Genomic DNA, 25276 nt, shown 5'->3' with positions numbered 1-25276 from the left:
GACGGTCTTAGGAGTGCATCCGACAACTTCGGCCGTCCTCCGGACGCTAAGGCCATTAGCCTGGCAGGCAACGATCAAATTATGCTCCTCTTTGGATAGGTGGGTATATTCGTAAGCAGTGCCAGTGCGGTCGTTGAACACGCGACCGCAGGCCTTACATTTGAACTTGCGGACGGTTCCTGATTTAGTTTTATACGTGCCGTTAGCCACGATGTTGCCTTCACCGAGGATTCCGTAATACTCGCATTCTTCGTTGGGACAGGATACATCCGTATACTTTTGCTTTGGGCCCCGTTCTCCCATTTAACCACTAGAATGAGATGGAAGTATAAATATAAAATATCAACTAAAAAGTATAACATCACCAAGCGTATTTTTTCACAAGCTAAATATTGTGGAATAGACGACCAGGATTCTCGGGCAATTCCGGATTTTAAAGATGCGCTTCGTACCCTTTCCTCCTCTGATAACCCCGATTGCATTCACCTGATTTATGCCACTAATAATCTACGTCCGTTTGGTAAAAAAACACCTATTGTTGATTTTCCTGAAAATGGTGATGACAATGTTTTGCTCGATTATGATGAACTATCATCCAAAGGCAAAGCTATTGTTGATAAAATAATCAAATCAATGGAGATGGCGGGCCTGAAGAAGATCGATACGATGGAAGTCCTCAGAGCGTGCAAAACCAGCGAAGACCAGTCTGTTCTGGACAGGAAATTCACCGACATCTTTCTCGTGTTCGATATAGATCCGCATGATAGTTTATTCGACGGCGAGAAGTTGGTCCAACTTGCGGAGGTGTTCTGCGAATCGACCGATGTGGGGAAGCTGTACATCAACTATCCAATGATGGAATCTCTGAAACACATCCGGGATCTGTGGTCATGCGACTATCTTGGCTTGATGGTCGGAGAGGACGGTATCACTGATTACAAGAGATTGGTGGGCGAGGAAGGGAGCAATAGCCTCAAAGATCTGGGGAAGGTGGACAGGCGCTCGTTCGACAGGATTGTGTTGCTGAACCTTCTGAAAGCTGACAAAATACTGGGTGGGGAGGGTAATGTTCCTGATGGCAAAGAATATGGGATCGGCTTTGATCTGGGCAGGATTTGCCGTCTTCAGACGGAGATGTGGTTGAAAGAGAGGCAGGTATGGGTTCTGAACACATCGGTGTTTTGCGTGATAGATTTCAGGCCCCAGGCTTTTCTGAGCAGTCTGATTGAGGAGTTTGGCGATGCTGGTTCTAAATAATGAACGAAAAATACCGGGGCGGATATTTCAGTTCGTTCGCAGTAAACATATAGGCGTATCATGGCTGGCCTCCGAAAATGTATTTTTTAGACGGAGCTCAGAGAGCAATCTTCCAGCCATTCTTCCAGGCGTCCGGAGGATAAACGCTCGAACGCAGTCCCTTCCGGGGTCATTTCCGTGACTATGACGTCGTCCGGGTTGAAGGCATCGAGAAGGTCCGGCGATTGCGTGGATATGATCATCTGTTTCTTCTGGGATGTCATATGGACCAGCTCGGCGAAGAGGGATATCGCGGCGGGATGCAGGCCGAGCTTCGGCTCGTCCAGAATGATGGCGGAAGGCTGCAGCTCGGGCGGCTGCAGAAGAAGCGTCGCCAGGCATATGAAACGCAGTGTCCCGTCTGACAGCTGGTTCGGGCCGAAGACCTCATCGCATCCGTTCTGCATCCATTTCAGACGGATCAGGTCATGATTTGCAGAAGAAGGCTCAAGCACGAATTCTTTGATGTATGGCGCGACCATTTTGACGGCTCTCATTATGTCATCGTAATTGCTGCGGCGGGATTTTTTCAGCATATACAGAAACGGGGCTATGTTTGCCGCGTCGTTTTGAAGATATTCGGAATCGGATGTGTCATGGTCCTGTTTCATGCCGGAATTCCAGGAGGTGTCGTGGAAGTGGTATACCTTCCATCTCTCTGCCGACAGTATCGGCGTTATATAGCTTTCGATTCTGTTCCCGGTTTCTCTGTCAAATTCGGACTCATAATGGTTGGGGAGAGCCTTCACAGGGGATCTCACTCCTTTGTCCCAACCAAAGTACTCTTCTTTGAAAGAAAGAGCTGAGCGTCCGGACGGGGAGTTGAGAATAGTTGGCGAAATCAGGCACGACCTGATTCTTAGGCCCGAGCAGTCGGACTACCCGATGTACGAGTACCAGGAGGAGTACGCCCTCCTCCTCTGGGCGCTGCAGGAGAAGGCGGGCCTCACGTTCGAGGAGGCGACGTTCATAGGGGCTGACATGCTGAGGGCTACAATGCCGTCGGATTTCTCTGAGGACATTTTCGGCATAGACTATTATGAGTATATGGCTTGGTTCGAATACTTCAAGTCTTTGCTGTTCGGAGTCGACCTCACCAAGTACATCGGCAAGTTCGAGCCCAACTATTGGGAATCCCAGGTATATCAGTGGTTCTGAGGGGGATTCAATGAAGAAGAAGGAGAGGGAGAGGAAGGTCAGGTACTGCACCCGCCTGTGGCTGCTGCAGGAAATCGCCGGGTGCACGTTCCTCGAGGCCAGGGCGTACCTCCGCAGGGAGAGGAACGAGACCGTCGCGTCCCTGGCGGAGGCCTATTCGATCGCGGAGGACGACGTCCTGGCTGCCATAGCGTCCGCCGAGGAGAAGGCCGCGGAGGCCGAGGCCAGATGGGATCTCTTCCACGGGCATGAGCCGATATACCCGGACCCCGACGAGAGGATTGACTGGCGACGGCGTCCTTCTTGTGTTGATGGCATCGGACGATTCCGGAAGCAACCCGCGCAGACAGGCTTGTGCGCTGCGGTGCGGCTGGGCCTGCCGCATATGTGGCAGTACCTCTCCTGGCAGTTCGGGTTGTTGTACCGGCTCCAGATGCTGTAGCACGGTCCGCAGCAGTAGATTCCGGCATCCGTGCCGACCGCTTTCCTGCAGCGGATGCAGAACCCTTCGGGCGCGTGATCGGCTTCGGGGTCCGCATCCCCCTTCTGCGGCTCTTCCGCACTGATATTGTCGACGGGCTCCGGCAGCCTGGAGAACCTGACGTCCGGCACTTTGCTCACGACCTTCCTCGTTTTCGTGAACTCGCATTTTATGGTGGCGTACACGGGCTCGCTGTGCTCTTCGTTTCGGAGCACCTTGATATATCCACTAGAGAAAAACTGGAGAATAATTCGCTGGATGTCTCTTCCATTACCGAAAGAATCCAACTCGTTTAAATATAAATCATAAGGAAAATGGCGCCGCCGCACGGATTTGAACCGAGGACCTTGTGATTAACAGTCAGCTACACAAACCTTCAACGGCAAGAAACGCTTTTGATTGACGACAATCCTGTGAAAACATTGGGCGGCAGGTCCATTTTTCACGGATTATCGTCAGTTATCTTCCGGAGAAAAAGTAGAGGAATAACCGACTAGAGAAAAACCAGAGAAAAACAGGGGGCATCGTCGGCAGATCGAAAGGATAAATTTATCGGCATGGGCGATACAATCGGTTCCGGCAGCGGTTTTCGCCGGAGGCACTTACGGCGATGCCATGCCGCCCGTTCCCCTCCCCTCCCAATCTGCCCAACCTTCCATCTCTCATCAGGCTCATCGGAGGAAGATGGCGGCCGTCGTTCGTCGCCGATCTTTCAGGCGGGGAGAGGCCTTGGGTTGCGGGGTGCGCCGCCATCCTCTCCGTCCCGGGTCTGTGCTGACATCCCCGCGCCGACAAGCCGAGCATCCGGGCGCATGCGGATGTCTTCTTTCTCGGCCGTTCCGGAGCGGCCGAACCCGCGCCGATCCTGCGGGGCTGGCGCGCTGCGCTACAATTAAAAGCGCATGAAACGTAGCATTTCCCATGTGGTCATTTCCATCCGATCTTCAGGGCAGCCGGTGGGCCCCGGCCGCCGCGATCGCCCTGGCGCTGGTTGCCGTCCTGGCCGCCGTCTCCCTCGCGGAGGGCGCAGAGGCGAGTCCAGACCAATTCACTGCGGACGGCATCGAATACGAAGTGGTAGACGCAGAAAAGCGTCTCGCAGGGATAACCGGGCATTCCGGCATAATCCGCCAGGTCTTCGGCACCGTGATTTACAACGGGGACGAATGGACGGTGGCCTCCGTGGGGGAAAGCGCCTTCCAGGGCTGCGAGTCGCTGGTTACCGCGGATCTGCCGGGGGCGACATCCGTGGGGGACTACGCCTTCGAGGGCTGCAAATATCTAAGGAGCGCTGCCCTTGGTTCTGTGACTGCTGTGGGCGCACACGCCTTCGAGGGCTGCGATCTTAGGTCGTTGAGCCTGCCCTCGGCCGGATCCGTGGGGGGCAGCGCCTTCCGGGGCTGCGGCTCCCTGGAGACCGTTGACCTGCCCTCGGCCGGATCCGTGGGGGTCGGCGCCTTCCAGAACTGTGGCTCCCTGAGTTCTGTGTACCTGCCCTCGGCCGGATCCGTGGGGGTCGGCGCCTTCGGGGACTGCTACTTCCTTCAGCACATCATTTTCTCTGACTCTCTGGGGAGCGTCGGAGGGGGCGCTTTCAGCGTGCACTTCTACAGCGGTGACACGGAGCTTGATCTCGACGCCGATTCCCTCCGCGGAAGGGAGTTCGTGGGAGACGGCGACGGCATGCTCTACGAGGTGTTCACCGAAGATTACGTGCACTACAAAGTGCTCCCCGAGAACGAGGTCTCCGCCATAGGCTTCGAGGGGAGCCCGGAAATCCTGGCCGTGCCCTCGTCCGTAGCGCGCAACGGCAAGGAATACTTCCCCGTTTCGATCGCCGAATATGCCTTCGCGGAATGCGCCACGGCGAAGAAGGTCACAATCGGCGATCACGTCACCGAAATAGGGTTCAACGCCCTCGGATGCCCCTATCTCGAGGAGATAGAGGTCGGCCCGGGCAACATGACATTAGAGTCCGTCGAAGGCGTCCTCTACGGCGAGGGGGGAGAGACGCTCCTGAGGTTCCCGGCCGCCAAGCAGACGGTCGTGTTTTCCGAAGGCGTGGCCGAGATCGCCGCCGGGGCGTTCTACGGCGCCGGGGCCGCACTGAAGGCCGGCGGCCAGGACGGCAAGTACTTCCGCTACGTGAAGATCCCCGCCTCCGTCACGAAGATCGGGGACAGCGCCTTCGAGGGGAGCACCCTCGAGTGCCTCAAGTTCTCGGGCGGCACGGTCTCTTTGGATGACTTTGCCTTCGCATATTGCTACAGCCTCACCTACGCCGTGTTCAACGCGGAGTTCGTGAGCGTCGCGAAATACGCGTTCGATGGATGCGTGTTCTACGACGGCGGCGCCGTGATGGCCGTCGGGGATGCCATCGCGGGCCACAAGTTCACCGGGGACGGCAGCGGGCATCTCGATCTATACGTCCCGCCCCTCAGGGGGACCATCGTGAGCGGGGACGTGAAGTACAGGATAACATCCAACGACGGCGCCATGACCGTGTCCGCGGTCCGCATCGCCGACGAAAGCGCGACCGAGCTGGTAATCCCCGCGTCCATATCCTATCTGGGGTTCGAGTGGGAGGTCGCCTCCATAGCCTCCAAGGCCTTCATGGGGAACGGCAAACTGGAATCCGTCACCATCGGCGCCGACGTCGGGTACAGGGCCTTCTCCAGATGCCCCAATCTGACTCATGTCGATCTCGCCGGGGCCTCCTCCGTCGGATCGTACGCGTTCAGCGGGTGCAAGGCCCTGGAAACCGTGTCAAACGGTGGCTCCCTCATATCCATAGGAACGAGCGCGTTCAGCGGGTGCTCTTCCCTTTTTAGAATAGACCTCTTCAGCGTCCAATCCGTGGGGAAGCACGCATTCTACTGCTGCAGTTCCCTAACCAAAGCAAACCTGGGCAGCGCCGAGTCCATAGGCTACGGCGCGTTCAGCGGGACGGACCTGCGGGATGTCGTCTTCGGCTCTTCACTCAAGTCCGTCGACCCCAAGGCGTTCTTCGGATACGCCTTCTATGACGCCAGTGACAACAAGATCAAAGCCACCGCCGAGAACCTCGGCAAACATCACTTCACCGGCGAGGGCAAGGCCCTGAGTTTGGAATACTGAACCCGGACGGCCGGATGCCCCGGCAGAAACCCGATTCGGCGGCGGAAGGCGGCCCTCCAAGGGCGCGCCGCCTTCCCGGCCTTCTCCTCTCCTCCGGATCTGCGCTCCCTGCTCTGATATTCCCGCGGCCGCCTCCTCCCTGGCGGCTTCTAGGCTTCACGCCGAGGGCGGCACGGGCACTCCCAAAGAATCCGGCAGTTCCCAACAGCGCTTCCCCGCGGGAGCCTTCTTTGGCCGTGATACGCGGCTCTGGACCCCTCCGCGGCGGCCCGGCGGCCGGAACCGCCCCGGCGGATGGGGCGGGGAGGACGCAGACGGTCCCGCTCTAAATCAGGGGAAAAGGCATGGCCGATCGCGGGGCCGGGACCGGGGCCCGGGAGAGCGGGTGGAGCCAACGGCGCCCGGAAAACCCCCTGAAAAACCGGGTACAAAGATAGATATATATGCAGGCGCAAGGGGGCCGTTGTCTGTCTGTCCGTGCTCCTCGCATTCTGGCCCTATTTCAACAATTCTTCAACAGTTCTCTCCGCCCCCATCCCAGCAGATCTGCAGCAGATAGCCAGAGCAGAGAAATCAATGGAAAGCAGAAATAGTCGTAAAACGGGCCAGGGGCGATCCGTGGACATGAACGATTAAATAAGCGTAATACGAGGGGGCAGATGTCCCTCTGGCGAAGCCAGAGAGTTATGCCAGATATCCAGAATGCGGCCCATCAGATCTTCTTCAACCTGACTCTCACGGTATCGCCGACGTCCAAACCCTGTTCCCTCGTGACGCCCGCCGGGATCGTTATCACTACCGAAGCCGCGCCCCTGACTTTCACCTGGGCCTCGAACTCCGCCGTGGATTCCTTTTCGGTCAGTTTCCTCGCTCCGAGCTCGCCGTCAATGAACTCCTTGGTCCAGGCTATCGTCGCCCATCACCGCACTTCCAGCACGCGCTTCCTCGCGTTTATGCTCGCCCTGTCGAGGGCCTCGATGGCGATCTCGATATCGGAGGCGTCCATCCCGCGGGCTCCATGTAGCTCGAGAGACTCCTCAGCATTCCGCGAGGTTCCCTGAGGGCCAAGCAGACAGTCTCCCAATCTTCTGTCGTTGCGTTCATCTCTTTACACAGGGCCCTCATCACCAAATCGGGGGAGGCCCGCGAGATCGGGCTCGAAGACGCGGTGATCAGCATGGCGCCGTCGAAGGCTTCTACGACCGCCTGGAATACTGCGAGGACTGCATCTCCAAGGCTGTGCTGGCGATAGACTACGTCGCCAACTTCCACCCGTTCATCGAGGGGAACAAGCGGACCGCCTTCGAGCTTGCCGTTCGCCTACTTAAAAGCGGAGGGTACGAACTGAACGACAACGACGCGACGCTCCTTTTCGTGAGGGACGTCGCGAGAGGGGTCTACGACAGGGAGGAAGTGGAAGAATGGCTGAGACGCAGCTCGCATCTCAGCACTTCTTGAGGTTCTCGAACACGTAGGCGTAGCGCTTCATGTCCTGCTCGATCTCCTCGTCCGTGATACCATATTCGAGCCCTCCGAACGGGGGGACGTCCCTGGAATCCGGGGCCGTGGATTTCCTGTCCATGGATACGCCAGCGCCTGCGCGATTAAAAAACCTGTCGGAAGATTAACAGCGAATGAAATGCCGAAAACCATTCGGGAATCGATAACATGGATGCGACCGAGATCGAGGAGACGGCGGAAGCCGTGGCAGGGGCCTGGGACACGCTGTCCCCCATAATCGAGTTCCTGCAGACGAACTGGCTGACGCTGGCGCTCACAGGGGAGATAGTGGGGGCGGCGATCGCCCTGAAGTTCCGGCACTACTGCCGCGGGCTGGTATGTCTCCTCACCGCGCTGGCCACCGTCTGGGCGGGGGTGCCGCAATGATAATCCAGTACACCCGGGGCACCAGGCGCGACGACATGGAGATATTCCTGCGGGCTTTTCACGTCCCGCAATCGATTTCATCATTCTCATTATTTCAAAACGATCTTTTATGCAACTCATAATTCCGACAGAGGCTTATGCACGCGCGCGCATGCTTAGACCGTCCTCCTGCGCATAATCGAGGGTTACGTCGACTCCCACCAGGAAGACGTCGCCAAGGGCAGGTGGCGGATGAGCCATTATTGTCCCGGCGGATGGGACGAGGAGGACGATGTTTTCTGCAATCGTGGGAAGAAATGAATCGAACAGCGTGCCGATTATTTTTCATCGCGGGCCCGCCGTTCGCCAATCTGATTCCCTGCCTTTTTCAGCCAGAGGATGAGACGCGAGGAGGTGGTTGCTCTGAGGTGGGAGAAGCTTCTGGGAGCACAGTACATCCGCATCGATTCTGCGGTCCGCAGCCTTCCTGGCAAGGGGATCCTCGTGAAAGATCCGAAGTCCATCCATTCCAGGCGGAAATATGCCATGACGGCTTTCCTCCGGGATCTCATCATGCAATGGAACCGGGAATGTGGTGGGGTGTCAGAGGGGTATCTTTTCCCGTCGCCCACCGTCACGGGAAATCCAGTGTTTCCCGACACCATCACTTCGCACACCGCATCACTGTCGAAGAGACTTGGGTTCAGGGTGACCCCCACATGATAAGGCACGTCTTCATAACCGTGAATCGCGTGGTTCTAGGGGCCGATAAGGACGTGATGTCCCGCCTGGTCGGCCATGCCGACGACAACATTGATGCGGCCTACATGGACTCCGTCCTCTCTGTAAAGAATGAGATCCAGACGAGGTATGAGGAGTATCTCGAGCTGCCGAGCCATTTCCTGAAAACCGGGTCAGGCGATACAAATCGTATCGAAGCATCTTTCGATATTTTCCACGATTCGGAGCATCTTCAGACATCTACTAGAGAAAAACTAGAGAAAAATTCGCTGGATGTCTCTTGCATTACCGAAAGAATCCAACTCGTCTAAATATAAATCATAAGGAAAATGGCGCCGCCGCACGGATTTGAACCGAGGACCTTGTGATTAACAGTCACACGCTCTACCTACTGAGCTACAGCGGCTTGTGTAAGTGCGTGAACGAAACGCTTATATTAATATTTTATGTCAAAACTGATGCTCTGGAATCAGGCAGACAATCTTCTGCCCACCAATGAAGATTCCATTAATCTGTCGCAGAGCCAGTCTATGACGTTGACCACTTCTATGCCGCTGTACGAACCGAGTCCGAAACGATCCATTGTGAGGACCGTTCTGCGGTAGTTGACATTCACCCGTTCCAAAGGTCTCAGTTCCCTTTCTCTGGTCTCGTCAGCCATCATGGTCTTAGTGACCTGATAGTGCTCGACACTCTCCGAATCCGTAACAGTGAAATCGACTTCTGAATCTTTGCAGTGGCCTACACGTACCGTATACTCTCTCCTGAGCAGCTCCATATATACGTTGTTCTCCAGCGGCCTGCTTATGTGGCGGGTTCTCCATTCATAACGGCTCTTCTTATGCCTATGTCAGCAGAGTAGAAATTGCTCTTGGATTTCAACATCTATATTAAACGCAACCTGTGCTGAACACGCAGTTCGTGTGTTAGTATGTCAAGACTGATCGCAGTTCCACGAGAATGCGGCCAAAAAGATCGGCACCGAATATTCACAGTCAGCCGAAATAACGGTTCGCCTAACACTTTTGCTGAAATGAAATGTTAAATCGGCCGCCCGAGAAAGCCAGGTGGCCTGGATTGTTTTTGCGGCGGCAGGCAGGCTCAGCGCCCGTACCACTTGTGTTTTCCCCATCTGGTCTGGTTGATGTAGACCCCCTGCGCGATGGTGTTGCAGCATGCGCGGGCCTTCTCCTCTGCATTGGGGCCTTTGTAGGTCCTGTAGCATCCGAGACATTTCCAGGCCGTTTCGGCTTTTTGGTCTGTCATTGCGACTGAATCCCAAGGCAGATTAATAAATGTTGGGACAGAAGCTCTCTCCACCGGCCATCCGCCTTTTTTGGCAGTGGATTTCGATCTTTGTTGGAATGAATATAGCATTGGGTTGAACGGGCAGAAAAATCTCGGAAATGTAGACAATTGCCGAATGCCCTACTGGGTAAAAGGCTCGTATTTCTCCTATCTTATTTATAGTTTCTACACCCATTAGCACTTATGAACAGAATCAAGGTGATCAATGAGCCTTCTGAGCTGGTCCCTATGCTCAGGTCCGTTGATACACCCGTGAAAAGAGACGTCCTCAAAGAGGTCACACTGGAGTGGAGGACCGCCGACGAGATCGCAGAGAAATACGGTCCCGAAGGCAGGGATGCCATAGTCTTCTTCGAGAAGATGAAACTGGTGGAGACCCGTTGGATGTCCAAAGACGGCGGGTATCCGGAGAAATCGTATCATACGTATTACACATCTTTCAGCATAAACGCGCAGTGGCCAGTTTACGAGATCAGCGACGTTCTGACCGCGGCCATGATGGGCGACGACGAATACGGGGAGATCGAGCGGAAAATCCTGGAGAAAGTCGGGAAGGACGGCGTATTCTCGGGCGACGTGGCGGAATCCCTGGGGCTTTCGTCGACCATGCTCAAGAGTCTGGTCCGCAGATCGGTGAAGATGGATTACCACGGGCACAGGATAGAGCTCATCCGCGAAGAGTAATTCCATGCCCGATATTTGGATAATGAGGATAGGGCACCGTCCAGAAAGGGATAAGCGCGTCACGACGCATGTGGCGCTGTCTTCGAGAGCCCTCGGAGCCAGAGGCATCTATGTCGATACCCACGACGAAGTCTTGGAGGAGAACATCCGCAGCGTGGCCGAGAGGTTCGGCGGGGACTACCAGATAAAGACCGGGGTCAGATGGCAGGACGCCATCCGCGGATTCGACGGGAAGGTCATCCATCTCACCATGTACGGCGAGAGGGTCGACGAAGCTCTCCCCAAGATACCCCGCGACGAGAATCTCATGATAGTCGTGGGGGCGGAGAAGGTGCCCCGCGAAGTCTACGACCGCGCGGATTTCAACATCTCGGTGGGCAACCAGCCCCATTCGGAGATAGCGGCTCTGGCCATATTCCTGGACCGCCTCACCGAAGGAAAGGCCCTGTATTCCGACCGCCACGGGAAGATCACGGTGGTTCCCAACGAAAGGGGGAAGACGGTTGTCGAGAATTCCGACCGATTTCGAATGCATGAGGTTTCTCATCGAGAAAGGATGCAAGAGGCGCGTGATCATCCATTGCTGCACTGTCAGGGCGGTGGCGGAGGAGATGGCATCCCGCATCCCGGAGGCCGACAGGGATCTGGTCATAGCGGGCGCGCTTCTGCATGACATAGGCCGCTCCGTCGACCACTCGATAATGCACGCCTGCATCGGGGCGGAGATAGCCGAGGGCCTGGGGCTTCCGAAGGAGATCGTCGAGATCATCCGCAAGCACACCGGCGCCGGCCTGGACGCGGTGGACGTGGAGGAGCTCGGCCTCCCGACCGGGGATTATATGCCCCGGACGCTGGAGGAGAAGATCGTGGCGCACGCCGACAACCTGGTCAGCGACAACCGCGTGGTGCCGCATAGCATTCGGTGAACAAGCTTGCCGCCAAAGGGGCCTTCCGCGGCGCGGAAAGGATCGAGCTGCTCCACATGGAGCTTTCCGATCTTTACGGCGAGGATCTGGATTGCATCATCGGCAAGATCGGGGAGTACCCGAGGCTGAAGTGCATGTCTCTGATGCCCGAATACGACTGAAAAACATCTGCGGGTACCGGGGGATCCCCTCGGCTCCCTCATCCATTCTGCGACATAGAATCTGTTCAGACTCATGCCTTTTTATCGGTGCATACGCATTGAGGTCCGAGACACATGGTAACCGAACTGAGCGGATCCAATTTCGATAGCTTCGTCAAAGAACACAGCGTGGCCCTCGTCGACTGCTGGGCACCCTGGTGCGGGCCCTGCAGAAGGATGGGCCCCATAATCGACGAGCTCGCGGCCGATCTCGAAGGAAAGGTGGGAGTCGCCAAGCTCAACACGGACGACAACCAGGACATTGCGTACAAATTCGGCATCAGCGCCATCCCCACCCTTCTGATCTTCAGGGACGGGAACCTCGCCGATTCCCTCGTAGGGCTGAGGCCGAAAGAGGCAATCATCGATGCGCTCGGGCTGCAGCGATGGACGCCGACGTGTTCATAATAGGGTCCGGGCCCGCGGGAGTCCAAGCGGCCATCCACGCATCTAGGAAGAAATCCTCGGTGCTGGTCGCCGGGAAGAGCTCGTCCAGCTCCATGTTCGGGGCTGAGATAGAGAATTACTTCGGGACCGGGGCCCTCCCGGGGGACAGAATCTTAGCCGAGGGCATCTCGCAGGCGGAATCCTTCGGCGCAGTTTTCCTGGGCAAGAACGTGGTGTCGGCTTCCGCCGATGGAAAAAGGTTCAGATTCGTTCTCGAGGACGGGACCGAGGTCGAGGCAAAATCCGTCGTGATCGCGACGGGGATATCGCGCCAGAAGCTCGGGATCCCGGGCGAGAAGGACCTTTACGGCAAAGGCGTGAGCTATTGCGCGTCATGCGATTGCAATTTCTATAAAGGGCGCAGGGTCGCCGTGGTCGGGAACGATTCTGAGGCCGCCATGTCCGCGGAGCTTATGACCCATTACGCCGCAGAGACCCATTGGATTGTATGGGACCCGAAGGCGGACGAAACGCTGGCGATGAAGGCGGAGGACGCCGGGGCCGTCATGCACCGTTCCAAGCCCAAAGCCGTGGCAGGAGACGGGAAGGTCGAATCCCTGGTTTTGGAGGACGGCACGATCATAGCCGTTGACGGGGTCTTCATAGAATTGGGGGCAAGATCGTCAGCCGACATAGCGATGGATCTGGGCGTCATGCCGGAGATCGACGATTCGATCGGGGTCGGGGCGGATTGCTCCACCGAAGTCCGGGGAGTGTTCGCATGCGGAGACGTCACCGGGAGGCCATGGCAGGTCGCCAAAGCGGTGGGCCAGGGCTGCATCGCGGGAACCGGCGCCGCAGATTACGCGAGGAAAGCTGAATGACGGTATCCGATCTGATCTCCGGGATGCTCAGGGAAGAGGGCGGATTCCAGAAGGCCTTCCGCGACATCCTCGAGAACGAGCTCGACATCTCCCTCAACGAATTCTGCCAGCAGGCGGGGATATCCCAGAGCACAATGTACAAGCTTCTGGAGGACCGCAGGGAGCCCAATCTGCGCACCGTCCGCCAGGTGATAAAGGCCCTGAAAGTGCTGTCCAAGCCCGAGTCCAAGCGTTTCATCGCCGTCATAGCCTCAACGAACGTGGTCGACAACCTGCCCAAATCCGTCGATTTCAACGGCATGAGCGTCACCGTCAAGGAATATCCCGTCCAGACCGTCGAGGATGCCATAATTGCCGCTGTCCGCGCGGAGAGGGACGGCGCCTTGGGGGTCGTCTGCGCACCGATAGTCGCGCCGACAGTGGAGAAGATACTGGCGATACCGGTGTCCCGCGTCATACCGACGGAGAGCGTCATACTCGCCGTGGACAGGCTGATGACTTCGATCTGATTCCCAATCCCCATTCTCCCGTTTTTAGTTGCGCTCCGACCTAAAAAAATAAAACATGGCACGGCATCCGCGGTTCCTAGGTGAGATCACTGTTCGAGATGCAGGTCGTCAGCAACACGCCGCTCGTAGGGATTTCAGATCCGGACATCGTGGCGGAGACGTTCCTGACGCAGATAGGCTATCTGCCCAAGGGATACGATCCCAGGACCAACGCGTCCGGGGTCAAGGAAAGCGTCCCTTACCGCCTTTTCATGGATTATTTCATGTCTTTCCCGTCGAAGGCGTGGTCCGCGGAGGAGCTGGCCGCGCTTCTGGAGACGACCAAGCCGACCATTTATCGCCATATCAACAAGCTCAAAGCGCTGGATATTCTGGAGACGGTAGACGTCGAATGCGACGGCCAGAAACGCAAGGGATACCGCATAAGGTTCGGCGACCTGTCCAAGGCCTGGGCTTTCGCGGAGTCCAACGTGAAGATGGCGATGGAGAACTACCGCATGACGGTCGCGCATTTCCAGGAACTCATGTCCGAGAGGTTATGACATGGCAGACAAATATGCGATAACGCCCGGATCCAGATTCATCGTCCACCACGGGAAGGAAGGCATCACCGAGGGCACGCTCAAAGGCATCACCGTCATGGGAGGGAGTACCGCGATGGCGTTCGAGCTCGACGACGGCGTGATGCGTTACATCAACTCTACGGCGATCCAATACATGGACCTCATAGGGGACGCTCCCGAGGAAGAGAAGCCCCAGAAAGACGTCGGAAACGTGTATTATGGCTGACCTCCGCGCCGCAGATCTGGCCGCGGACATAATCGCCGCCGCGAAGTCCGGGGAAATCCGGGACAGGGCATCGCTGCAGAACCTGAAGCTGAAGCTCTGCAAGAGATACGGCCTTCAGGGGGTCCCGCCGAACTCCGAGATCCTGGCGGAAGTCAGGCCGGAAGACAGGGGCCTGCTGCTTCCGCTGCTCCTGAAGAAGCCTATGCGCACGATGAGCGGGGTCGCCGCCGTCGCGGTCATGACGTCCCCCTGCGACTGCCCCCACGGCAAATGCGCCTATTGCCCGGGAGGGGTCTCCAACGATTCTCCCCAGTCCTATACTGGCAAAGAGCCGGCCGCCAGGCGCGCTGGAAGGAACGGTTACGACCCGTATCTCCAGGTATCGGACAGGATAAAGCAGCTCTCGGACATCGGTCACGACACCGCCAAGATCGAGCTGATAATCATGGGCGGCACGTTCACCTGCAGGGACCCGGAGTATCAGGAATGGTTCGTACGCAGGTGCTTCGATGCTCTGAACGGCAGGGACTCAGACTCGTTGGAAGAAGCCCAGAGGCTGAACGGGAGCTCGGACCACAGATGCGTAGCGATGACCGTCGAGACCCGCCCGGATGTCTTCGACGCCGCCCAGATCGAAAGGGCGATGGCGTTGGGTGCGACCAGAGCCGAGCTGGGAGTGCAGATATTGGACGATGAGATTCTTGCAGGAGTGGACAGGGGCCACGGGGTAGAGGAAGTGCGCAGATGCACGAAGGAATGCAGGGAGCACGGGTTAGCTCTGTGCTACCATCTTATGCCTGGGCTGCCAGGGTCGGATCCGGAGAAGGACATGGAATGCTTCAGGAAGGTTTTCTCCGACCCGGATTTCCGCCCGGATATGCTCAAAATCTACACGACACTGGTCATAAGCGGCACCAAGCTTTATGAGATGTGGGAGTCGGGGGAGTATGAGCCGTACGACGTGGACACTGCCGCCGCCCTGATCTCAGACATGAAATCCGAGGTGCCGGAGTACGCCAGGATACAGAGGATCCAGCGCGACATCCCCGTGCCGCAGATAACCGCCGGAATTCTGAAGAGCAATCTGCGCCAGATAGTGGAGGACAGGATGGCTTCTGAGGGCAGGGCTTGCAGATGCATACGCTGCCGCGAGGTCGGCCACACCGGCGCGGTTCTGGAGGACCCGTCGAAGATCGCGCTGAAGACCTTGGAATACGGGGCTTCGGATGGAACCGAACTTTTCATCTCTTACGAATACGAGGATTCGCTTGTGGGCTATGTCAGGCTCAGGCTGAGCGGATGCGAAGACGCCATCCTCAGGGAGCTGAAGGTGTTCGGGAAGATGGCAGTCCCGGGCGGCGACGGCAGCTGGCAGCACCGCGGATTCGGAGGGGCTCTTCTGTCCGAGGCCGAAAGGGTCGCGAAGGAAGCCGGACGTCCCAGGCTGAGGGTCACATGCGCGGCCGGAGCCAGAGGCTATTACGCATCCAAAGGGTATCATGAAGAGTTCCCGTACATGGTCAAAGACCTTTGATTAGTTTTTTAACGGCGAAAAGGAATCACCTGCCCATGATGGATTACCCATCCGTTTCCTCTCATCTCGACCCGGAAGTACGCGAAAGATTCCATCGCGCGCTGATTCTTCTGGAAGGGGATCCGCTGTCCTCGGAAGCCGTCTCCCTTCTCCGTTCCAATGCCGAACGCGGATGCGCCGATTCGATGGTCCTTCTCGGGGACGTCTATGCCGACGGTGATGAAGCTCAGAGGAAAGAATCCATCTGTCTGTTCCGTTCCGCGGCGGAAGCCGGAGACCCGTCCGGCATGCGCAATCTGGCCTATTGCCACGCCGTCGGCCTCAATTGCGAGAAGGACAAGGCCGCAGCCGCTGAGCTCTATGAGAAGTCGGCCGAGATGGGCAATCCGCGGGCCATGTGCAACATAGGCGTCATGTATGATTACGGGAACGGCGTGGACGAGGATCCCCTCAAGGCGTTCCAATGGTATCTCCGCTCGGCCGAGGCCGGATGTCAGAGGGGGATGACCAACGCCGGCGAATGCTACATGCGCGGGAGAGGGACGGAGAAGGATCTCGCCGAGGCAGAAAGATGGCTTTCCCGTTCGGGCAGCCCCCGTGCGCTCTGCCGTCTGGCCGAGATTTACATGGATGAGATGGATGACATGGGCAAGGGCATGGAATACCTGAGGAAATCGGCCGGAGGCGGCTATTCCAAGGCCATGGTCCGTTTGGCCATCACCATCGAACGGTCCGACCGCGCGGAAGCCGTCAGGCTGTATTCCGAAGCGGCCCGCAAAGGAAACAAGGATGCCATAGCGCGTCTGGAGAGCATGGGGGAGCCGGTCCCGGAGTCCTCCATGGGCAAGGGCAGGAAGAAATCATGACGATGGCCAAAGGCGAGCGCATACTCACCGCCGTCGCGGTGGCCGCAACGATAGCAATCATAGCGGTGTTCATATGGGTCATTCTCGAGAGCCACTCCGGGAGGATGCCGTACGATTCGTTCGTGCTGTACAGCGTAGCTCTGTCAGGGATGCTGACGTTCGTGGTCCTCATCTACGCCGTGATCATGGTGAGGCCTTTGGAATCCACCACGAAAAGGTACGAGGATTACGCCGAAGAGCGCAAGAGGAAAGGCGAGCGATCCCGCATCTGCCATTTATTATACTATGCGACCCATCATTCGCGCGAGGCCGATAGGCCGATGGTGGGGCAATATGGCAGCTGAATTCACGAAGATCCGCAATGAGAACATCTGGCGCCGCCGCGCTTACCGCGTTGCCATCGCCATTAAGGAGCGTTTCTCTTCTCCTTCAGATGTCGTCCTGGACGTCTGCCCCCAGATAGATACGATAGCCAGCTCGATCCCGGTCGCATATCATAAGGCGGGCATGAAATCCGTCGCCGCCGGGACCGCTTTCGACGGGATCGAGGAGGGCAAGAAGGTCACCGCAGTCTTCTGCAGCAACATGGGGAAATTCAAGAGCCTGGCAGGGACCGTCGAATCCATGGCCCGGAATGCCGAGCGCTTCATATTCTGCTCTTCCGGAGACCGCATCCCGGCCGAAGAGCTGTCCGCTACTCTCACAGGATTGGGCTTCATAATGACATGCAGGGAATTGGGCGCGGATCCCACCTCCACCTGCCTATACATCTTCGAGAAGGCCGACCAGTATTCCATCGGCAGCAACTACTATTGCACCGGGTGCGGCTCATGCAGGAACGCCTGCCCCAAAGACGCCATAACCATGGCCTACGACGGCGACGGCTTCCTCAAGCCCGTTGTGAACCGCAGAGCCTGCGTGTCCTGCGGGAAATGCGTGAAAGCCTGCCCAGTCATCGACCCGGATTACAGCAATTCCAACCCCGAATGCTACGCTTTCGCCGCGGACGGCGGGAAAATCGAGGGGAGCAGTTCGGGAGGCGCCTTCTTCAGGCTCGCCGAGAAAGCCGTCTCCGAGGGCGGAAAGGTCTACGGCGCCGTGTGGAACCCCGATTTCACGGTGTCCATAGGATCCGCGGAGGACATGCCCGGCGTGGAGCCCATGAGGCATTCCAAATACGTCCAGAGCAGCACCGAGCTGTCGTTCAGAGAGGTCAGGGAAGATCTCGAAAGCGGGAGGAAGGTCCTTTACACCGGGCTCCCGTGCCAGATCGCCGGCCTGAAAAGGTATCTGGGCAAGGGCTATCCCAATCTCGTCCTGGTCGATCTTCTGTGCTATTACACTCCGCCCCAGACCGCCCTCCTGAAGTATCTGGACGAGAATTTCGGCCTGGACAACGTGGAGAGCATAACTTTCCGCACGGTCAAGGGAGAATCCGGAAAGCATACCGTGCGCCTCAAGGACGGCACCTCCGAGCTCCGCACCCCCAACAACGACGCCTATTCCAAAGCCTTCAGAAACTGCATGCTGGCCAAGGATTCCTGCAAGCACTGCAGATTCGCCCGCATTCCCCGCCAAGGCGACATCACCATAGGGGATTTCTGGGGGCTGGCCAAGAAGAAGCCTGAATGGAAGGGCAAAGGCCCCAGCATAGTCCTGCTGAACAGCGAGAGAGGGAAGGCTTTCTTCGAGTCGTGCATGAAGGATTCGGACCTGCGCGAGGCCATACCCAATTTCTCGCCCGAAGGCAACAGAATCGCCAAGGATGCCTCTTACGAGCCTTCGACTTACAAGAGCGGGCACGCCCTCCTTAAAGAGCACGGGTTCAACGGGGCCGTCGCCCATCTGTGCGATTCGAAGGCGGACGTCTGCATCGTGGGCATGTACAACAGGAACTACGGGAACTGTCTCACCTACTATTCGCTGTACAGAGCCATCAAAGGCACGGGCAGGACGGTCCTGATGATCAGCAACCGGTCTTCCAACACTTTCGGTGGGTTCCTGAATTATCCTTACAACATAGCGGACGTCGATCCCGGGATAGAGTCCATGGACGAGCTTCCCAAGTTCAACGCCAGGTGCAGGACTTTCGTTCTGGGTTCGGACCAGTGGCTGAGGGACAACATCCTCGTCGGCAACAGGTACTACCCGTGCATGTTCTGGGTGGACGATGACAAGTACAAGATCGGCTGCGCGGTTTCCTTCGGGAAGGGAAGCTTCACCGAGAACCGCGACGTCCGCACCAAAGCCGGGACTTTCCTGTCCCGTTTCAACCGCATCTCGTGCAGGGAGGACGGCGGGGTCGAAGTGATGAAGGAGGCGTTCGGGATCGAATCCACCCACGTGCTGGATCCGGTGTTCCTGATGTCCGCGGACGAATACAGGGAAATGGCTTCCAATACTCGCTCCCGCGTTCCGAAGGGCAGCTACGTCTGCAGCTACATCCTGGATCCGACCATAGAGCGCCGTGACTTCGTGGAGGAGGCCCGCAGGCGCATCGGCGCGGAAAGCACCTGCGCAATGTACGACGCTCTGCGGAAGAAGGCCAATGTACCCGCGGAACTCCGCGATGGCGCCACCTGGGACCCGACCGTCGAGGAATGGCTGGCACACATCGACGGCTGCGACCTTCTAATCACCGACTCGTTCCACGGGCTGTGCTTCGCCATAATCCTGGGCAAGCAGTTCCTTGCCGTGTACGAGACATGGCAATGGCGCGGGCTTTCCAGGGTCGCCTCGCTTCTGAGGATGTTCGGGCTAGAGGACAGGCTTGTGGATCCGCACGACCCGGAATCCGCGCTCAAAGCCCTGGAGAATCCCATCGATTACAAGGCGGTCAGGAAGATCCTCACCCGCGAGAGGAAGAAGACCCAGAAATGGCTCACGGACTCGCTCGATGCGGCCGACAAATCGAATCTGGGGAACGACGGGTTCTCCTATTTCAGGGACAGATGCCGCGGCGTGGAGAAGAGATGCGACGATCTGCAGGGCAAGATCGATGCTCTCGCGTCTCTGGTGATGTCCGGCGACATCGGCACCGAGCTGTATGGGAGGCTCAAAGGCGCGAAGGATATGACCGAATATCTGGAGAGCTTGGGCACGGTCTCGCTCGACGCGATCGTGATGCTGTCCGTGTCCGATGAGGCGTCCGCCCATTGGGACGCGGTGAAGTTCCCGGAGTTCTTGGGAGAGGTTCCAGAAACCATCCCGTACCGCAGCGGATTCGCCATGGTATCCGACCTTTCCGCCGGCATCTCGTCTTCCGAGGTCGGGAAAGCCGTGTCCGCGGAGCTAACCGCCGGGGAATTGGCATTCAGGGCAGGGAGCTTCGGATACGAAAGCCCGGAAAGCCAGGGCCATTCCGAGTTCACGGTCGGGGAGGAGACCATATCCGTCCCGCAGAGAGGTCTGAACGTGGCCGTCTATTCGAAAGCGAAAGGGAAGATCATGGACATCGTATCCGCAGATCTTTACGCCGGCCCCGCCGGAACGCTGATATGGAAGCGATGCCGAGCCTGCGCCAGCCGCGGCCAATCCTTTAATTGGTTGCAAGCGATAGCGAAGCCAATGACAGTCATCGAAATAAGGATAGAGCTCAAGAAAGGCGTGGCCGATCCTGAGGGGAAGAATACCTGGAAGGCTCTGGAGTCGCTGGGATTCGAAGGCATCAGCGGCGTGAAGTCCGTCAAACTCTTCGAAGTGGACTTGGACATGCCCGCGGACCGCGCGGTCGCGGCGGGAGAGGAGATGTGCAGGAAGCTTCTCGCAAACCCTGTGGTCCAGAGCTACAAGGTAACCGTGAGATGATCAGATGTCCGATCTAATGGTCAAACGCGACGTCCCATTCTCCCTGTACGACGTCGACATTCTCTCGGCTTCCGACGAGCAGCTGATGAGGGTATCATCCGAGATGTCCCTCGCGCTCTCTTTGGATGAGATGAAGGTCATCCGCGATTATTTCAAATCTGAGGGCAGGAACCCCACCGACGTGGAGCTGCAGTCTCTGGGCCAGGCGTGGAGCGAGCACTGCTGCTACAAGAGCTCCAAGCCCATCCTGAAGGAGTTCGTGTTCGGGATCGACCGCGATGACGTCCTTTCCAGGGGCGACGCCGGCGTCATGGTATTTGACGACGATTACGGGTACGCGCTCAGGATCGAGAGCCACAACCACCCCTCCGCGATAGAGCCTTACGGAGGCGCCGCAACCGGGATAGGCGGAATCTTGAGGGATGTGGTATGCATGGGAGCCCAGCCCATCGGTCTTGCCGACCCGCTCTGCTTCGGCCCGATAGACCGCAAAGGGGAGCTTCCCCCGGGGATCAAGCATCCCAGATATCTCGTGAGCGGAGTGGTCTCCGGAATCAGGGATTACGGGAACCGCGTAGGCATACCGACGATCACGGGCGGATTCTTCTTCGATGAGAAATACACGGGAAACTGCCTGGTCAACGTCGCCTGCCTGGGAATAGTCAAGCGCAAGGATCTGGCCAAGAACTATGCCGGCGGCCCCGGAGAGGTTATGATACTGATCGGAGGACGCACCGGACGCGACGGAATCCACGGAGTGAACTTCGCTTCCGCGGATCTCACCGCTACTTCCGACGAGGATTCAAGGGGAGCGGTCCAGCTCGGGGATCCCATCACGAAAGAGCCGGTCATGCACGCGTGCTTCGAAGTAAATGCCAAGCATCTCATCACCGGGATGAAAGACCTCGGCGGAGGCGGGCTGAGCTGCGTCGTCGGCGAGATGGCGCTGGACGCAGGATGCGGTGCCGACGTGGATCTGGAGAAGGTCCCGCTCAAAGAGCCCGGATTGGCTCCGTGGGAGATATGGGTCTCCGAATCCCAGGAGCGCATGATGTGCACCTGCAAGCCCGAGAACGTGAAGGAGGTCCTGGAGATATTCGAGCTCTGGGACGTTCTGGCCACGCCGATAGCGAAGACCACCGACCTCAAGCGCACCCGCCTGTTCTGGGACGGGGAACCGATCTTCGACATGGATCTGGAGTTTCTGACCGGAGGCCCCGTCTACAGCAGGCCGTACGTCGAGCCTAAAGTATCCACGAAAGCCGCCGAGAAGTTCCCGAAGCTTCCCTCCGATTCGGAGGTCATACTTTCTCTGCTTTCAGACATGAACGTCGCCTCCAAGGAGTGGGCCATAAGGCAGTACGACCACGAGGTTCGCGCCGGAACTGCCGTCCATCCTTTGGTGGGCGAGATGAACAGAGCCGGGCCGGGAGACGCTTCCGTGCTAATGCCGGTCCCGGGAAGGATGAAGGGCCTCGCCGCCGCCATCGGATGCAACCCCTGGTTCACCGAGGCCGACCCGTACAGAGGCGGGATGGCGTGCATCGACGAGACCTGCAGGAACATCGTCGCAGTGGGCGCGAAACCCAACGCATTCACTGACTGCCTGAACTTCGGCAATCCCGAGAAACCTGAGAGGCTCGGGGAATTCAGGGAGGCCGTAAGAGGTCTGGGAGAGATAGCCAGAGAGCTCGGAATCCCGATCCCATCCGGCAATGTCAGCCTGTACAACGAAGCCCCCGGAGGGCATCACATCCTCCCGACTCCGATGATCCTCGGATGCGGTCTGATCGACGACGTCAGGAAAGCTGTCACTGCCGACTTCAAGAAGCTCGGAAGCGTGCTGTTCCTCGTCGGAGAGACCAAAGACGAGATGGGAGCGTCGCTTCTCTTCAGGAAGTTCGGCGGTGAGCAGGGCGCGGTCCCAGAGGTCGACATCCCCGGCCTGAAGAGGAAGATGGCCAATCTCCTCAAGGCGATGGATGAGAGGCTCGTCCTCAGCTGCCACGACTGCTCCGACGGAGGCATCGCTGTCGCCGTGGCAGAGATGTGCGTCTCAGGAAACATAGGCGCGGAGATAGATCTGGGCGGCATCGATCTGCCTACCGTCCAGAGGAAGCTGTATTCCGAGAGCTGCAGCCGCTGGATAGCGGAGGTGGACGGGAAAGACGTCATCAGATTCACCGAGATCATGGGGTCCGATGCCATCCCCATCGGGATAACCAAAGGCGACTGCCTGAAGATCAAGGACAACGGAACCGCGGTCCCGCTGGAAGAAATGATAAAAGCATGGAATTCGCCCATGTGGAACATTATGGGAGGCGCTTCGGAATGAAAGCCAACGATGTCAAGGTCTGCGTGATAAGGATCGAAGGGACCAATTGCGAGGACGAGATGGCCGCGGCGTTCGAGATGGTCGGCGCCCAGGCGGAGAAAGTCCATCTGAAGCAGCTCATAGGCCAGGCTCCCGCCGGATACAGGCGCAGCCTCGAGGATTATGACGTCCTGGCGTTCCCGGGAGGGTTCTCAGCCGGGGATTACGTCCGCGCAGGAGCGATATTCGCCGCCAGGATCAAAGCCGGCATGGGCGGGGAGGTCAAGCGCTTCGTCGAGGAAGGGAAGCCCGTCCTCGGCGTGTGCAACGGATTCCAGATCCTCGTCGAGCTAGGGCTGCTCCCGGCGATCGATGAGGTCATGTCAGACAGCCCCACAGCCGCCCTTTACACCAACGATTCCGGAAGGTTCGAGTGCAGGCCGTCGGTGCTGAGGAACGAGAGCCGCGGCAAATGCGCGTTCAATTCGCTCATCCCGCAGGGCAAGCTTCTCGCCATCCCGTCCGCCCATGCCGAGGGGAAGCTCATGAGCATGGACCCGGATTTCGTCGCCAAACTGGAGGACAACGACCAGATCGCGTTCAGGTACGTCTGCCCTGACGGCTCCGATGCGGTCTACCCATGGAACCCGAACGGATCCCCCTCGGACATCGCGGGGATATGCAACCCGGCCGGGAACGTCATGGGCATGATGCCCCACCCGGAGAGGGTAATGACCCGTTTCACGCATTCCGATTGGACCAGAGGTTATGATTCGGAGGTCGGAGACGGCAGGATAATCTTCGAGTCCGTGATGAAATATCTGGAGAAGAGATGAAAAACCGGGGGTCATCCCCCATTTCTTTCCTGATCAAAGGCTGATTTTTACGTCCACGCGGTCGCCATCTTCCAGGCTCAGCGTGCGCCTGAGGTGGTATTGGCAGATTATCTCTATCGTGTCCATGTAATGGGACCTTTCCGGCACGACGATGGCGCAATCGATGTTGCGTATCTTCGCCTTGTACGCTATGACGTTCCCGAAGCTCCTTTCGTCGCAGGTGAAGCCGCTTATCATGCATCCAGCGGTGCTGCGGACGATGTCGAGCTTGCTTATGTCTTCGGGGTCGATGACGACGTTAAGAGTGCCCTGGAAAGGGGTGAACCCCAGCATCTCCTCGAACTGCTTCATGTAGCCTTCCTGGCATATGTAATAGCCACCTTCGCCCATCCCGGATGCGATGGCCCCGTGGATGGTGACCTGGTCGGTGAGCTCGAAGATGCGGCGGTACTCGTTGTATTCCCTCTTCAGCTCCTCGACCCCTTTGGGGGTTATTTTGATGCGCTGCCTTCTGGCCCCAAGGTCCCTTATGATGTACTTTTCGTCCAGAAGCTCCAGAATCCTTTTGGAGGCCGATTGCTGGCTCATCTCCAGGACGCTTCCGAGCTCACGTGAGGAGACGGCTATGTAGTCGTCTATGGCGCCCAGCAGGGCCAGCTTCCTCAGGGCGAAAGAGTACTTGTTTCCCATGATATTTGGGTATGTTTGGCATCGTTATTTACTTGTCGTTCAGTTATCAGAACATCCAGAAGCATTATTCGCAGGCCTTTCAGACGTCCAGAATCTTATGAAGTTCGTCCCGGTTCTATGCTCAGAACGTATGGGAAGTGCGCTGCGATATCCCCGGAGCTCAGAGCGGCATCAACGGAGTTTGACTATTAATCCAGTATTTTCGTTATATGCTCATTATTAGTGCATATAATGTACAAGGCTGGCCAGCATTCAAATTATTATAGGATGGACGGTATATACAACCGATATTATGGCACTTTCCAAAAATGCGATGATAGCGATAGCTGTTGCCGCCATATTGGTAGTAGCCGGTATCTGCGCAGCAGTGCTGCTCAATGGAAACAACAATTCCAAAGATCCGGTCAAACCTGACAATCCGGATTATCAGAGCGTCACAATCTCCACTTTTACCGACTACAACGGCAACAAAACCGACATAACCTTTGATAAAATGCCCGAGAGGGTCGTCTGCGGATGCAACACGGCCCTGAACCTTCTCCTCTACCTCGGCCTCGGCGACAAAATCGTCGGGTGCTACTACAACGAGGAGCCGATTTGGGAAGGAGTGCAATCGGAGTACGATAAGCTCGTGAAAAGAATCGGAGCTGTTGACGCCGCCGGCGCCAAGAACATCTCCGGAAACATCCAGTCTGATGTGCTTCTGTCCTGGCAGCCCGATCTCGTCATCGGCTGGGTCGCCTGGGAGGACGCCAAGCTCGGCAGCGAGAAGTTCTGGAACGACAACGGATGCAATGTCATGTCGCTGAACACCATGACTTCCAACGACTACCGCACCGTCGAAATGATGAAGGTCGACTACGACAACATCGGAAAGATCTTC

The 25276-nt window shown here is 57.5% G+C and carries 32 protein-coding genes and 1 tRNA gene; 26 read left to right on the top strand and 7 right to left on the bottom strand.

The genetic code is table 11. The annotated features are described in order from the left end of the window. The coding region (locus tag IKP20_03835) for a hypothetical protein (GenBank protein MBR4504086.1) at positions 1-210 on the bottom strand (210 nt) is incomplete at its 3' end. 105 nt (positions 211-315) lie between these two features. On the opposite strand from IKP20_03835, the gene IKP20_03830 reads away from it, so the two are divergent. Further along, complete coding sequence (locus IKP20_03830; GenBank protein ID MBR4504085.1) at positions 316-1257, top strand: hypothetical protein; 942 nt, start codon at positions 316-318, stop codon at positions 1255-1257. An 86-nt stretch (positions 1258-1343) separates the two neighbouring features. Here IKP20_03830 and IKP20_03825 read toward each other — a convergent pair whose 3' ends face one another. Beyond that, on the bottom strand, positions 1344-2057 hold the full coding sequence (locus tag IKP20_03825) for an AAA family ATPase (protein ID MBR4504084.1): 714 nt from the start codon (positions 2055-2057) through the stop codon (positions 1344-1346). A gap of 61 nt (positions 2058-2118) precedes the next feature. On the opposite strand from IKP20_03825, the gene IKP20_03820 reads away from it, so the two are divergent. The 6 genes from IKP20_03820 (at position 2119) to IKP20_03795 (ending at position 7510) form a co-directional block, all read left to right on the top strand. Beyond that, the gene (locus IKP20_03820) at positions 2119-2454 is read left to right on the top strand and encodes a hypothetical protein (GenBank protein ID MBR4504083.1); all 336 of its coding nucleotides are present in this window, start codon (positions 2119-2121) and stop codon (positions 2452-2454) included. Between the two features lie 10 nt (positions 2455-2464). Then, positions 2465-2896: a hypothetical protein gene (locus IKP20_03815; protein MBR4504082.1), complete on the top strand. Its 432-nt coding sequence runs from the start codon at positions 2465-2467 to the stop codon at positions 2894-2896. Between the two features lie 649 nt (positions 2897-3545). Next, positions 3546-3713, top strand: coding sequence for a hypothetical protein (locus IKP20_03810; GenBank protein MBR4504081.1), 168 nt, complete (start codon positions 3546-3548; stop codon positions 3711-3713). 143 nt (positions 3714-3856) lie between these two features. After that, positions 3857-6052 (top strand): leucine-rich repeat domain-containing protein, encoded by a 2196-nt coding sequence (locus IKP20_03805; protein ID MBR4504080.1) that lies wholly within the window; start codon positions 3857-3859, stop codon positions 6050-6052. A 686-nt stretch (positions 6053-6738) separates the two neighbouring features. Further along, complete coding sequence (locus IKP20_03800; GenBank protein ID MBR4504079.1) at positions 6739-7113, top strand: hypothetical protein; 375 nt, start codon at positions 6739-6741, stop codon at positions 7111-7113. A 178-nt stretch (positions 7114-7291) separates the two neighbouring features. Continuing rightward, the gene (locus tag IKP20_03795) at positions 7292-7510 is read left to right on the top strand and encodes a type II toxin-antitoxin system death-on-curing family toxin (GenBank protein MBR4504078.1); all 219 of its coding nucleotides are present in this window, start codon (positions 7292-7294) and stop codon (positions 7508-7510) included. Here IKP20_03795 and IKP20_03790 read toward each other — a convergent pair. Continuing rightward, positions 7497-7634, bottom strand: coding sequence for a hypothetical protein (locus tag IKP20_03790; GenBank protein ID MBR4504077.1), 138 nt, complete (start codon positions 7632-7634; stop codon positions 7497-7499). The two genes, IKP20_03795 and IKP20_03790, sit on opposite strands and share 14 nt — an antisense overlap. An 86-nt stretch (positions 7635-7720) precedes the next feature. Between IKP20_03790 and IKP20_03785 the strand changes: the two genes are divergently transcribed. The 3 genes from IKP20_03785 to IKP20_03775 all read left to right on the top strand — a co-directional run bounded on the left by IKP20_03785 (position 7721) and on the right by IKP20_03775 (position 8970). After that, positions 7721-7939 (top strand): hypothetical protein, encoded by a 219-nt coding sequence (locus IKP20_03785; GenBank protein ID MBR4504076.1) that lies wholly within the window; start codon positions 7721-7723, stop codon positions 7937-7939. A gap of 378 nt (positions 7940-8317) precedes the next feature. Further along, a complete protein-coding gene (locus tag IKP20_03780) occupies positions 8318-8641 on the top strand; it encodes a hypothetical protein (protein MBR4504075.1) in 324 nt (107 codons plus the stop codon). Then, positions 8638-8970: a hypothetical protein gene (locus IKP20_03775; protein ID MBR4504074.1), complete on the top strand. Its 333-nt coding sequence runs from the start codon at positions 8638-8640 to the stop codon at positions 8968-8970. Before IKP20_03780 ends, IKP20_03775 begins: the two co-directional genes overlap by 4 nt. A 19-nt stretch (positions 8971-8989) precedes the next feature. Here the strand turns inward: IKP20_03775 and IKP20_03770 are convergent. The 3 genes from IKP20_03770 to IKP20_03760 all read right to left on the bottom strand — a co-directional run bounded on the left by IKP20_03770 (position 8990) and on the right by IKP20_03760 (position 9925). Next, positions 8990-9065 (bottom strand) — tRNA-Asn (locus IKP20_03770). A 63-nt stretch (positions 9066-9128) separates the two neighbouring features. Continuing rightward, positions 9129-9323 (bottom strand): ATP-binding protein, encoded by a 195-nt coding sequence (locus IKP20_03765; protein ID MBR4504073.1) that lies wholly within the window; start codon positions 9321-9323, stop codon positions 9129-9131. Positions 9324-9760: 437 nt separating this feature from the next. Further along, positions 9761-9925, bottom strand: coding sequence for a hypothetical protein (locus IKP20_03760; protein ID MBR4504072.1), 165 nt, complete (start codon positions 9923-9925; stop codon positions 9761-9763). A 225-nt stretch (positions 9926-10150) separates the two neighbouring features. Here IKP20_03760 and IKP20_03755 point away from each other — a divergent pair, with 225 nt between their 5' ends. The 15 genes from IKP20_03755 to purQ all read left to right on the top strand — a co-directional run bounded on the left by IKP20_03755 (position 10151) and on the right by purQ (position 23703). Then, on the top strand, positions 10151-10651 hold the full coding sequence (locus tag IKP20_03755) for an ArsR family transcriptional regulator (protein MBR4504071.1): 501 nt from the start codon (positions 10151-10153) through the stop codon (positions 10649-10651). Positions 10652-10655: 4 nt separating this feature from the next. Further along, complete coding sequence (locus tag IKP20_03750) at positions 10656-11324, top strand: tRNA (cytidine(56)-2'-O)-methyltransferase (GenBank protein MBR4504070.1); 669 nt, start codon at positions 10656-10658, stop codon at positions 11322-11324. Then, positions 11251-11577: an HDIG domain-containing protein gene (locus IKP20_03745; protein ID MBR4504069.1), complete on the top strand. Its 327-nt coding sequence runs from the start codon at positions 11251-11253 to the stop codon at positions 11575-11577. Before IKP20_03750 ends, IKP20_03745 begins: the two co-directional genes overlap by 74 nt. After that, on the top strand, positions 11574-11738 hold the full coding sequence (locus tag IKP20_03740) for a hypothetical protein (protein ID MBR4504068.1): 165 nt from the start codon (positions 11574-11576) through the stop codon (positions 11736-11738). The genes IKP20_03745 and IKP20_03740 overlap by 4 nt, the downstream gene beginning before the upstream one ends. 114 nt (positions 11739-11852) lie before the next feature. Beyond that, positions 11853-12185, top strand: coding sequence for a thioredoxin (gene trxA / locus IKP20_03735; protein ID MBR4504067.1), 333 nt, complete (start codon positions 11853-11855; stop codon positions 12183-12185). After that, positions 12164-13048, top strand: coding sequence for an FAD-dependent oxidoreductase (locus IKP20_03730; protein ID MBR4504066.1), 885 nt, complete (start codon positions 12164-12166; stop codon positions 13046-13048). The genes trxA and IKP20_03730 overlap by 22 nt, the downstream gene beginning before the upstream one ends. Continuing rightward, positions 13045-13557: a helix-turn-helix domain-containing protein gene (locus IKP20_03725; protein ID MBR4504065.1), complete on the top strand. Its 513-nt coding sequence runs from the start codon at positions 13045-13047 to the stop codon at positions 13555-13557. Before IKP20_03730 ends, IKP20_03725 begins: the two co-directional genes overlap by 4 nt. Before the next feature lie 89 nt (positions 13558-13646). Continuing rightward, positions 13647-14099, top strand: a complete 453-nt coding sequence (locus IKP20_03720; protein ID MBR4504064.1) for a helix-turn-helix transcriptional regulator — start codon at positions 13647-13649, stop codon at positions 14097-14099. 1 nt (position 14100) lies between these two features. Then, complete coding sequence (locus tag IKP20_03715) at positions 14101-14346, top strand: hypothetical protein (GenBank protein MBR4504063.1); 246 nt, start codon at positions 14101-14103, stop codon at positions 14344-14346. Further along, positions 14339-15880, top strand: a complete 1542-nt coding sequence (locus IKP20_03710; GenBank protein MBR4504062.1) for a tRNA uridine(34) 5-carboxymethylaminomethyl modification radical SAM/GNAT enzyme Elp3 — start codon at positions 14339-14341, stop codon at positions 15878-15880. Before IKP20_03715 ends, IKP20_03710 begins: the two co-directional genes overlap by 8 nt. Before the next feature lie 35 nt (positions 15881-15915). Beyond that, the gene (locus IKP20_03705) at positions 15916-16746 is read left to right on the top strand and encodes a sel1 repeat family protein (protein MBR4504061.1); all 831 of its coding nucleotides are present in this window, start codon (positions 15916-15918) and stop codon (positions 16744-16746) included. Then, complete coding sequence (locus IKP20_03700; GenBank protein MBR4504060.1) at positions 16743-17090, top strand: hypothetical protein; 348 nt, start codon at positions 16743-16745, stop codon at positions 17088-17090. Before IKP20_03705 ends, IKP20_03700 begins: the two co-directional genes overlap by 4 nt. Then, complete coding sequence (purS, locus tag IKP20_03695; protein ID MBR4504059.1) at positions 17080-20553, top strand: phosphoribosylformylglycinamidine synthase subunit PurS; 3474 nt, start codon at positions 17080-17082, stop codon at positions 20551-20553. The genes IKP20_03700 and purS overlap by 11 nt, the downstream gene beginning before the upstream one ends. Before the next feature lie 4 nt (positions 20554-20557). After that, positions 20558-22888: a phosphoribosylformylglycinamidine synthase subunit PurL gene (gene purL, locus IKP20_03690; protein ID MBR4504058.1), complete on the top strand. Its 2331-nt coding sequence runs from the start codon at positions 20558-20560 to the stop codon at positions 22886-22888. Beyond that, positions 22885-23703, top strand: a complete 819-nt coding sequence (gene purQ / locus IKP20_03685; GenBank protein MBR4504057.1) for a phosphoribosylformylglycinamidine synthase subunit PurQ — start codon at positions 22885-22887, stop codon at positions 23701-23703. Before purL ends, purQ begins: the two co-directional genes overlap by 4 nt. A gap of 33 nt (positions 23704-23736) precedes the next feature. On the opposite strand, the gene IKP20_03680 is transcribed toward purQ, so the two are convergent. Next, positions 23737-24393, bottom strand: a complete 657-nt coding sequence (locus IKP20_03680) for a DUF120 domain-containing protein (protein MBR4504056.1) — start codon at positions 24391-24393, stop codon at positions 23737-23739. A gap of 292 nt (positions 24394-24685) precedes the next feature. Here IKP20_03680 and IKP20_03675 point away from each other — a divergent pair. Next, positions 24686-25276, top strand: a 591-nt coding sequence (locus IKP20_03675; GenBank protein MBR4504055.1) for a hypothetical protein, incomplete at its 3' end; no start/stop codon positions are given.

It is taken from the genome of Candidatus Methanomethylophilaceae archaeon (genome assembly GCA_017524805.1).
Classification (GTDB): domain Archaea; phylum Thermoplasmatota; class Thermoplasmata; order Methanomassiliicoccales; family Methanomethylophilaceae; genus Methanoprimaticola.
The sequence above is the reverse complement of the archived record's forward strand: the minus strand, read 5'-3'. Positions and strand labels throughout refer to the sequence as shown.

Coding starts and splice junctions, on each gene's coding strand:
- IKP20_03800 (MBR4504079.1), top strand. CDS start 6,739: ATGCCAGATATCCAGAATGCGGCCCATCAGATCTTCTTCAACCTGACT.
- IKP20_03725 (MBR4504065.1), top strand. CDS start 13,045: ATGACGGTATCCGATCTGATCTCCGGGATGCTCAGGGAAGAGGGCGGA.
- IKP20_03680 (MBR4504056.1), bottom strand. CDS start 24,393: ATGGGAAACAAGTACTCTTTCGCCCTGAGGAAGCTGGCCCTGCTGGGC.
- IKP20_03810 (MBR4504081.1), top strand. CDS start 3,546: ATGCCATGCCGCCCGTTCCCCTCCCCTCCCAATCTGCCCAACCTTCCA.
- IKP20_03780 (MBR4504075.1), top strand. CDS start 8,318: ATGAGACGCGAGGAGGTGGTTGCTCTGAGGTGGGAGAAGCTTCTGGGA.
- IKP20_03775 (MBR4504074.1), top strand. CDS start 8,638: ATGATAAGGCACGTCTTCATAACCGTGAATCGCGTGGTTCTAGGGGCC.
- IKP20_03785 (MBR4504076.1), top strand. CDS start 7,721: ATGGATGCGACCGAGATCGAGGAGACGGCGGAAGCCGTGGCAGGGGCC.
- IKP20_03830 (MBR4504085.1), top strand. CDS start 316: ATGAGATGGAAGTATAAATATAAAATATCAACTAAAAAGTATAACATC.
- purL (MBR4504058.1), top strand. CDS start 20,558: ATGTCCGATCTAATGGTCAAACGCGACGTCCCATTCTCCCTGTACGAC.
- IKP20_03750 (MBR4504070.1), top strand. CDS start 10,656: ATGCCCGATATTTGGATAATGAGGATAGGGCACCGTCCAGAAAGGGAT.
- purQ (MBR4504057.1), top strand. CDS start 22,885: ATGAAAGCCAACGATGTCAAGGTCTGCGTGATAAGGATCGAAGGGACC.
- IKP20_03730 (MBR4504066.1), top strand. CDS start 12,164: ATGGACGCCGACGTGTTCATAATAGGGTCCGGGCCCGCGGGAGTCCAA.
- IKP20_03710 (MBR4504062.1), top strand. CDS start 14,339: ATGGCTGACCTCCGCGCCGCAGATCTGGCCGCGGACATAATCGCCGCC.
- IKP20_03715 (MBR4504063.1), top strand. CDS start 14,101: ATGGCAGACAAATATGCGATAACGCCCGGATCCAGATTCATCGTCCAC.
- IKP20_03815 (MBR4504082.1), top strand. CDS start 2,465: ATGAAGAAGAAGGAGAGGGAGAGGAAGGTCAGGTACTGCACCCGCCTG.
- purS (MBR4504059.1), top strand. CDS start 17,080: ATGGCAGCTGAATTCACGAAGATCCGCAATGAGAACATCTGGCGCCGC.
- IKP20_03705 (MBR4504061.1), top strand. CDS start 15,916: ATGATGGATTACCCATCCGTTTCCTCTCATCTCGACCCGGAAGTACGC.
- IKP20_03790 (MBR4504077.1), bottom strand. CDS start 7,634: ATGGACAGGAAATCCACGGCCCCGGATTCCAGGGACGTCCCCCCGTTC.
- IKP20_03765 (MBR4504073.1), bottom strand. CDS start 9,323: ATGATGGCTGACGAGACCAGAGAAAGGGAACTGAGACCTTTGGAACGG.
- trxA (MBR4504067.1), top strand. CDS start 11,853: ATGGTAACCGAACTGAGCGGATCCAATTTCGATAGCTTCGTCAAAGAA.
- IKP20_03755 (MBR4504071.1), top strand. CDS start 10,151: ATGAACAGAATCAAGGTGATCAATGAGCCTTCTGAGCTGGTCCCTATG.
- IKP20_03700 (MBR4504060.1), top strand. CDS start 16,743: ATGACGATGGCCAAAGGCGAGCGCATACTCACCGCCGTCGCGGTGGCC.
- IKP20_03805 (MBR4504080.1), top strand. CDS start 3,857: ATGTGGTCATTTCCATCCGATCTTCAGGGCAGCCGGTGGGCCCCGGCC.
- IKP20_03760 (MBR4504072.1), bottom strand. CDS start 9,925: ATGACAGACCAAAAAGCCGAAACGGCCTGGAAATGTCTCGGATGCTAC.